Origin of the sequence: Azospirillum formosense (assembly GCF_013340925.1) — a bacterium.
Lineage (GTDB): Bacteria > Pseudomonadota > Alphaproteobacteria > Azospirillales > Azospirillaceae > Azospirillum > Azospirillum formosense.
In genome coordinates, this window is sequence record NZ_WHOR01000357.1 from 1 (window position 1) to 4,723 (window position 4,723).

Annotated in this window: 5 protein-coding genes; 2 read left to right on the forward strand and 3 right to left on the reverse strand. The window is 69.4% G+C overall.

Annotation, left to right across the window (positions count from 1 at the left end):
* On the forward strand, nt 1-1,302 hold a 1,302-nt coding region (locus GBZ26_RS27025; RefSeq protein WP_174441467.1), incomplete at its 5' end, for a hypothetical protein.
* 48 nt (nt 1,303-1,350) lie between these two features.
* Here GBZ26_RS27025 and GBZ26_RS27030 read toward each other — a convergent pair.
* The 3 genes from GBZ26_RS27030 to GBZ26_RS27040 all read right to left on the reverse strand — a co-directional run bounded on the left by GBZ26_RS27030 (nt 1,351) and on the right by GBZ26_RS27040 (nt 4,141).
* The gene (locus tag GBZ26_RS27030; RefSeq protein ID WP_174441468.1) at nt 1,351-3,051 is read right to left on the reverse strand and encodes a monovalent cation:proton antiporter-2 (CPA2) family protein; all 1,701 of its coding nucleotides are present in this window, start codon (nt 3,049-3,051) and stop codon (nt 1,351-1,353) included.
* A gap of 168 nt (nt 3,052-3,219) precedes the next feature.
* Complete coding sequence (locus tag GBZ26_RS27035) at nt 3,220-3,606, reverse strand: response regulator transcription factor (RefSeq protein ID WP_174441469.1); 387 nt, start codon at nt 3,604-3,606, stop codon at nt 3,220-3,222.
* A gap of 43 nt (nt 3,607-3,649) precedes the next feature.
* The gene (locus tag GBZ26_RS27040) at nt 3,650-4,141 is read right to left on the reverse strand and encodes a MarR family winged helix-turn-helix transcriptional regulator (protein ID WP_174441470.1); all 492 of its coding nucleotides are present in this window, start codon (nt 4,139-4,141) and stop codon (nt 3,650-3,652) included.
* A gap of 371 nt (nt 4,142-4,512) precedes the next feature.
* Between GBZ26_RS27040 and GBZ26_RS30015 the strand changes: the two genes are divergently transcribed.
* On the forward strand, nt 4,513-4,723 hold a 211-nt coding region (locus GBZ26_RS30015; RefSeq protein ID WP_211104987.1), incomplete at its 3' end, for a hypothetical protein.

The window sequence follows — 4,723 nt, forward strand, 5'->3', positions numbered from 1 at the left end:
TTCATCCACAACGCCACGCTGATCGGCGGCTTCATGAGCTTCTCGCTCGGCCTCGGCTTCCTGCTGGTCGGGCTGTCGCTGTGGATCGCGCTGGCGGGGCGGCGCTGGCAGGTGCCGGTGGGGATGGGCTGCGCCCTGTTTCTCTATTTCGCCCACGCCATCGTGCTCGGCTCCTTTCTGCTCTGCCTGTTCGCGGTGGAGGTGGTGAAGTATGTGGGGGAAGGGCGCAAGCCGTTGACGCCTGCCAATCTCGGGCGCGACGCCCTGCGCTTCGCCGCGCTGCTGGTCCTTCCGGTGGCGCTGTTCGCCGGCACGGTGGGGACGCATCTCCTCCAATCCGACGCGGCGGCGGTGGGCGCCCGCGACAGCACACCGGTCCTGCTGCTGAAGGAGGTCTACTGGCGGCTGAAGAAGCTGACCGAGCTGAAGCAGTGGGGCTACCGGCTGCACGACATGCTGGCCCCGGTCCTGAACTACAACACGCTGCTCGACGTGGCGACACTGCTGCTGATCCTGGGTGGCATGGTGGCAGCGCGTCTGGCCGGCTGGCTGCGCGCCGCGCCGGCGATGATGCTGGCGGTGGGGCTGTTCGTTCTGGCCTTCTTCGTTGTGCCGGACCCCTTCTTCGGCACCTATTTCGTGTCGATCCGCTTCTGGATCCTCGCGGCCTTCCTGCTGGTGGCCGGCACCGACATCCGCTTTCCCAGCGCCCGGGCCGCGGCGGCCTTCGCCGCCGGGCTGCTTGCCCTGCTGACGGTGCGGACCGGCGTGCTGACGCTCAACTGGCTGGCCTATGAGGACGACGTGGCCGACCTGCGCCGCGCCATGGAGCGGATCGAGCCCGGCCGCTCCGTCCTGATCGCCTGGGCGGGGCAGGAGGCCGGCTGCTGCAACACGCGGGAGTTCCTGCTCACCCAGCCGCCCTGGCGGCACGCGCTGGTCGCCTTGCCCAGCCTGATCCATCTGCCGTCGCTGATCACCGTAGAGCGGCGCGCCTTCGTGCCGACCCTGTTCAGCCATCCCGGCAAGCAGCCGCTGACCGTGACCCAGCCCTACCGCGACCGCTGCATGGCGATCTACGAGGGGGTTCCGGTGGACGTGCGCCTGCTCTCCCGCCCCGAAGAGGCCACACTGCGCGACCATGTGGAGCCCTGCCCGCACTACATCGGCTGGCGGGACAAGTACGATTACGTGCTGGTGATGTTCTCCAACGTCTTCCACGCGGCCGGGCTGACGCCGCCGCCGGGCGCGCAGGAGGTCTACCGGGGCACCGTCTTCGACCTGTGGCGGGTCGAGCGCTGACGCGATCGTGCCGTCGTTCCCCTCAGTCGTTCCCCTCAGTCGCTCCGTTCAATCGTTCTCGCCGGCCGGTTCGCTGAGGGCGTCATAGCCGCGGTCGCGGACGCTCTTCAGGCTCCGGTCGATGGTCTCGGCGTCCAGCCCGGCGGTGCGCAGCACGAGGCTGGCGAGCTGCAGGCTGGCCTCCAGCGTTTCCGGCACCACGGCGCTGGCTCCAGCCTTCTTCAGCCGCGCGCCGCGGTCGAGATCATGGGCGCGGGCGGCGATGGCCAGGCGCGGGGCGGCGCGACGGATGGCCTCCACGGCGCGCTCCGCCATGTCCGGGCGGTTGACGGTGATGACGGCGGCCCGCGCCCGCTCGATCCCGGCGGCGCGCAGCACGCCGATCTGGCTGGAATCGCCGTAATAGACCGGCAGCCCCTCTGCCCGCGCCGCCGCCACCCGCTGCGGGTCGAGGTCCAGCGCGACGTAGGGGATGTCGTGGGTGCGCAGCAGCCGGGCGACGGCGCGCCCGACCCGGCCGTAGCCCGCGATCAGCACATGGCCGGTGATGTCGCTGGTCTCCACCCCGAAGGCCTCGGCGCCGTAGCGGGCTTCGACCTTCTGGGCCAGACGCTGGGCGATGGCGCCGACCAGCGGCGTGACCGCCATGCTGAGCGCCACGCAGGAGGACAGCAGCAGCCCCGTCTCGCCCTCCAGCACTTCCAGCCGCGTCGCCTTGCCGATCAGCACGAAGGCGAACTCGCCGCCCTGCGACAGCAGCAGGCCGATGCGCAGCGAGGTCGCCAGCCCGAGCCCCGACAGGCGGCAGAGCAGGAACAGCAGGATGCTCTTCCCGACCAGCAGCGCCGCGGTCACCATCAGGATGTCGTCGGCGCGCTGGAGCATGGCCGGCAGGTCCAGCGTCATCCCCACCGTCATGAAGAACAGGCCGAGCAGCAGGCCGCGGAACGGTTCGATGTCGGCCTCCACCTGATGGCGGTAGGCGGTGTCGGCCATCAGCATGCCGGCCAGGAAGGCGCCCAGCGCCATCGACATGCCGGCCTCCGCCGTCAGCCAGGCGACCGCCAGGACGACCAGCAGGTTGGTCGCCGTGAAGACCTCCGGGCTCTTGGCCGAGGCGACGAAGTGATAGACCGGGCGCACCACGAAACGGCCCAGCAGCATGATGGCGCCGATCGCCGCGACCGCCTTGACCCCGGCCAGGGCGAGCGCCCAGGGGATGCTGGTGCCGCCGCCGGCCAGCAGCGGCAGCAGGGTCAGCAGCGGCACGACGGCCAGATCCTGGAAGATCAGCACGGCGACCGACACCCGCCCGAAGCGCGCCACCGTCTCCCCGCGCTCGACCAGCAGCTTCAGCACCGTGGCGGTGGAGGAGAAGGCCAGCATGCCGCCGATCACCAGCGAGGCGGCCACGTCCTCGCCCAGCGCGTAGGCGACGGCGGCGATGGCGGCGCTGGTCAGGACGACCTGCATCAGCCCCAGCCCGAAGATGTAGCGCCGCATCGCCCGCAGGCGCGACAGCGGCAGTTCCAGCCCGATGGCGAAGAGGAGGAAGACCACCCCGAATTCGGAGAGGACCTGCGGCAGCTCCATGTCCACCACCGGTCCCGGCGTGTGGGGACCCAGCAGCGCCCCGCCCACCAGATAGCCGAGCACCGCCGGGATGCGCAGCGCCTGGAACAAGGGGACGATCACCACCGCCGCCAGCAGCAGGAACAGGACGTCGAAAAGCAGTTTGGGATCGTGCATGGCCGCGCGCTGGCTGGGTCGGGCCGGACGCCGGCCGTCCGGGACGGCGTCTGTATGCGGCGCAAACAGGACCACCGCAAGCGCAGCGGGTGTGCGAAAGATCGGAACGCGCAAAAAAAGTCCCGCACCGGCCAAAAATGATCGCGCTGTGGCGGCGATGCCGCGGCGTCAGGCGGCGCGGGCAGCCAGCAACTCATCCACGGCGGCGGTCAACTCGCTGTTGTCGAAGGGTTTGTAGAGCACGCGGTCGGCGCCGTGCATGGCCGACAGGGTCAGCGAGAAAGCCGCCGGGAAGTCGTCCGTGCCGCCTGACATGGCAATGATGCTTGGGGCATGGGAGGCGTCGCGGGCGCGCAGGCGGCGGATCAGCTCGACCCCGTCCAGGCCCGGCATCATCATGTCGACGATGGCGAGGTCGAAGGGCGCGCCCTCCAGCATGGACAGGCCGGACAGGCCGTCATGGGCCTCCGCCACCTCGTGGCCTTGCGTCTCCAGCGTCATGCGCAGCAGCGCCGTTAAGGCCGGAACGTCGTCGATCACCAGAATTCGGGCCATGGGCTCCGTCGCTCCCAATGCGATGGCGTGTGGTGCGGACGGTTCAGTCCGCCGCGGCGCCGTTGCGGCCGGTATGACCGGAGGCGTCCAGCGCGCCGCTGCCGCGCCCCCCGCTCTCGGTGCGGCGGGACAGCAGCGTGCGCAACAGCTCGTCCAGCCCGGAGGCCAGGGCGCCGTGCTGGGCCGGCGCCAAGCCGTCGATCGCCGCGACCAGCTCGTTCAGCGGATCGTTGGCGAGCATGGTCCGCCCCCGCGCCGTGAGGGTCAACCGGATGGAGCGGCGGTCGGTCTCGCTGGGGTGGCGCTCCAGAAGGTCCTTCTTCAGGAGCGCCGCGATGGTCTGGCTGGCCGTGCCCTTGGTCGTCCCGTGATGGCGGGCGAAGGCCACGACGTTGCGGGCGCTCGCGTTCGCCTGGGCGAAGTAACGCAACGCCGCCCACTGGGCCGGATTCAGCCCATCCGTAAAGGCGAGGCTGGCGGTCGTCCGCAGAACCTGCGCCATGACCTCGGCGGTCGCGCGCGCGCTTGGGCGCATGCCGGCTTCCTCTGTGCCTGCGGTTTCGAGATAAAACCATAAAGGCGCGGCCCTGGGCCTGTCCAGCGGCCGCGCTCTTTTGTCGTTCCCGGCTCAGAATCGAATCTGTCGCCGGACGAGTCTTTTCTCTGGATCGGCGGCGGACGCTGCCCTATACAGCGCCTCCCTCGCCGGACGCGGTTCGGAGGGGGCGCCCCGAAAGACTGGAAGGGTGGAGGTCAGGGCGCTGGCCGATCCGTTTTCCGCCCCAGGCGGCCTAGGCGGTTCGGCAAATACGAAACAAAGGGCTTGACGCTCTCTGCCGTAAGCGCTAGATTGACCCTCCGCTGGCACGAACGATCGTTTGTGCTTCTCCGGCCTTCAAAAACCCGATGACGATCACGGCCAGTTCGCCGACCGTCGTTTTGTGTGGTTCGCCGGGCGATGGATCTTTGACATCGTTGATCGTGAAAATCGAGAAGGGATGCGCAGGCGGCGGTTTTGGCCGTTGGCCGCGGACCGGTTCCGGAAGGGACTGGCATCGCGGGTCGCTTGAGCATCTCGGTCAAGCAGTAAGAGACGAACAGTTTCGAAGGCTTGGGT

Coding starts and splice junctions, on each gene's coding strand:
- GBZ26_RS27030 (WP_174441468.1), bottom strand. CDS start 3,051: ATGCACGATCCCAAACTGCTTTTCGACGTCCTGTTCCTGCTGCTGGCG.
- GBZ26_RS27035 (WP_174441469.1), bottom strand. CDS start 3,606: ATGGCCCGAATTCTGGTGATCGACGACGTTCCGGCCTTAACGGCGCTG.
- GBZ26_RS27040 (WP_174441470.1), bottom strand. CDS start 4,141: ATGCGCCCAAGCGCGCGCGCGACCGCCGAGGTCATGGCGCAGGTTCTG.